We start from the raw sequence: 3425 nt of genomic DNA, 5'->3' as shown, positions 1-3425 counted from the left end.
ATCGGGGCACTGCGCAGCGCCTTGCGCCCGAGGCGGCCGCCGCCGCGGCGGTGGGTCTGTTCAGTCAATTCGACGGCTGGTGCGTTCATGGAGGCTCCTTCTTCCCGCCACTCACGTTAGCGAGGGAAAATATGGCTGTGACGCTGGAAAATCTTGATCTTCTGTATAAGCTCACCTTATGCGAAGCCTGCGCCACCTCCTGCCCTCAGCCGGCAGCCTCATCGTCTTCGAAGCCGCCGGCCGGCTGTCCAGCTTCACCGCCGCCGGTCGCGAGCTTGGCATGACGCAGGCCGCCGTTTCCTATGCCGTGCGAGGACTGGAGGAGCAGCTCGGCGCCAAGCTGTTCCAGCGACGCCACCGCCAGGTGCTTCTGACCGAAGCCGGCGAGCGTTTCCATGCCGACGTCTCGCTCGGCCTGTCGCACATCCGCAAATCGGCGGAGGACCTTCGCCTGCAGGCGACCGGCGGGCATGTGACCTTGGCAGCCTCAACCGCCTTTGGCTCGTTCTGGATGATGCCGCGCCTGCAGCAGTTCCGGGACGAACTGCCGGGCATCGATCTGCGCATCCAGACCGCCGACCGCGACCTCGACATCATCGCCGAGGGGATTCCGCTCGGCGTGCGCGGCGGCGTGCCGCGCGACTGGCCGGACTACCACTCGCTGTCGCTCTCCGAGGAGGAGATCTTCCCGGTCGCGGGGCCGAGCTATCTCGCCAAATTCGGCATGCCGAAGACGGTCGAGGAACTGGCTACGCACCGGCTGATCCATCTCGAGGAGCCCTATCGCGAGGCGCCGAACTGGGACGAATGGTTCGCGTCCGCCGGGACCAGCCTGCGCAATGCCGAGCGCGGCCTGCGCATCAACGACTATGCCCTGGTGATCCAGGCGGTCATGGAGGGACAAGGCATCTCGCTCGGATGGCGGCATCTGGTCGAGCGCCTGGTGGCATCAGGACTGCTGGTGCCGGTGACCGACCATGTCATGAGGACCGGCATCGGCTTCCACGTGATCTGGCCGAAGAACCGAGACCTCAGCGACAATGCGCGCAGGGTGAGGGACTGGCTGGTGGCGCAGGCTTAGGTTTCACTCGTTTTGCGATGCAGGCAACGCAGGCGGGACAGCGCCCCCCTCTGGCCTGCCGGCCATCTCCCCCACGAGGGGGGAGATCAGATTTCGCGCCGGCCTTCGCCAATCTCCAACGTTGCAAGCGAAGCGCCACCGCCGAAGCTGCCAATCTCCCCCCTCGTGGGGGAGATGTCCGGCAGGACAGAGGGGGGCGCGAAGGATCGCGGCATTGGCTGTTGCCAACGTCATTCCGCCCCTCCCCCACGCCGCTCGAATCCGCCTATAATCCCCTCATGCCCATTCGCCAGCTTTCCGAAACGATGATCAACCAGATCGCCGCCGGCGAGGTCATCGAGCGTCCGGCGAGCGTGGTGAAGGAGCTGGTCGAGAATGCGCTCGATGCCGGCGCCTCGCGCGTGGAGGTCGTCACGGCCGGCGGCGGGCTGAATCTCATCCGCGTCACCGATGACGGGTCGGGCATCCCCGAACAGGAACTGGCGCTGGCTGTCGCGCGGCACTGCACGTCCAAGCTCTCCGACGACATCCACGATATCCGCTCGCTCGGCTTCCGCGGCGAGGCGCTGCCCTCGATTGGCTCCGTCGCGCGGCTGTCTATCCGCTCGCGCACCGCAAGCGGCGACAGCGCGGCCGAGATCGGCATCGATGGCGGCCGCGTCTTACCGGTGAAGCCGGCGGCGGCGAACCGCGGCACGACAGTCGAGGTGCGCGACCTCTTCTTCGCCACGCCGGCCCGGCTCAAATTCATGAAGGGCGAGCGCGCCGAAAGCTCGGCCACCAGCGACGTGGTGAAGCGCATCGCCATCGCCTTCCCTGCCGTGCGCTTCACGCTCGCCGGCGCCGACCGCTCGACACTGGAGCTGCCGGCAACCAGCGACACGCCGGAAGGCCGGCTCGCCCGCGTGGCGCAGGTGATGGGCAAGGATTTCCCGGACAATGCCATCGCCATCGACGCCATGCGCGACGGCGTGCATCTTGCCGGCCACGTCTCGATCCCGTCCTACACGCGCGCCAATGCGCTGCAGCAATATGCCTATGTCAATGGACGGCCGGTGCGCGACAAGCTGATCGCGGGCGCGATCCGCGGCGCCTTCGCCGACGTTTTGCCGCGCGACCGGCACGCGGTGACCGTGCTCTTCCTGTCGCTCGATCCCTCGACCGTCGACGTCAACGTCCATCCCGCCAAGGCCGATGTGCGTTTCCGCGATCCCGGCCTGGTGCGCGGGCTGATCGTCGGCGCCATCCGCGAGGCGCTGGCCGGCGCCGGCATCCGCGCGGCGACCACGGGTGCAGCCGGCATGATGGCGGCGTTCCGGCCGGGCGCGGCGCCGTACTCGCATCCGGGGCCGGCCGACGGCCATCGCAGCTACGAGGCCGCCTATCACGCTTCCGGCTCCGGCGGCTTCGATCCGTTGCGCTCGGCGCAGCGGCCGCTCGACATGGGTCACGGGGAGGCAGGACCTCGAATCAATGGCTTTGCCGAAAACGAGCAGGCAGCCTTCGACACCGGCCCGCTCGCGAGCGCCGACGCGCGGGCCGGCATGGCCGAGCCAGCCGAGGCGCTGCTTGGCATGGTGCTGGGCGCGGCGCGCGCGCAGGTGCATGAGAATTACATCGTCGCGCAGACGCGGGATTCGCTTGTCATCGTCGACCAGCATGCCGCGCATGAGCGGCTGGTCTACGAAGCACTGAAGAATGCGCTGCATTCGCGCGCGGTACCGTCGCAGATGCTGTTGCTGCCCGAGATCGTCGACCTGCCGGAAGAAGATGCCGAGCGGCTGGCGATGCATTCGCAGACCCTCGCCAAATTCGGCCTCGGCCTCGAGCGCTTCGGCCCCGGCGCGGTGGCGGTGCGCGAGACGCCGTCGATGCTCGGCGAAACCGATGTGCAGCAGCTGGTGCGCGACCTCGCCGACGAGATCGCCGACAACGACACGGTCGAGACACTCAAAGAACGGCTGGACAAGATCGCGGCGACCATGGCCTGCCACGGCTCGGTGCGCTCGGGCCGGCTGCTCAAAGCCGAGGAGATGAACGCGCTGCTGCGCCAGATGGAAGCGACGCCCGGCTCCGGCACCTGCAACCATGGCCGGCCGACCTATATCGAGCTCAAGCTGGCCGATATTGAGAGGTTGTTCGGGCGAAGGTGAGAAACCACATAGGGCGCAGCCCCCCACCCGGACCTTCGGTCCGACCTCCCCACAAGGGGGAGGTAGAGCGCCGCGCCTTAACCCTCCCCCTTGTGGGGAGGGTCGCTGCGAAGCAGCGGGGTGGGGGCAAGAAAAGAGCCGCTCGAAGCGGCTCTTTTCTTGAGCCAGGACCTGGCCCCAACCCCTGATCT

2 protein-coding genes are annotated in these 3425 nt (G+C 67.6%); both read left to right on the top strand.

All coding sequences use genetic code 11. The annotated features are described in order from the left end of the window. Positions 1-178: 178 nt before the first annotated feature. Positions 179-1081, top strand: coding sequence for a LysR substrate-binding domain-containing protein (locus tag EOD07_RS27425; RefSeq protein WP_040986600.1), 903 nt, complete (start codon positions 179-181; stop codon positions 1079-1081). A gap of 278 nt (positions 1082-1359) precedes the next feature. Then, the gene (gene mutL, locus EOD07_RS27415; RefSeq protein WP_127237623.1) at positions 1360-3234 is read left to right on the top strand and encodes a DNA mismatch repair endonuclease MutL; all 1875 of its coding nucleotides are present in this window, start codon (positions 1360-1362) and stop codon (positions 3232-3234) included. The last annotated feature ends 191 nt before the right edge of the window (positions 3235-3425 follow it).

The organism is Mesorhizobium sp. M2C.T.Ca.TU.002.02.1.1 (assembly GCF_003997225.1).
Note: the sequence above shows the minus strand (reverse complement) of the source record. Positions and strands in the feature narration are given on the sequence as shown.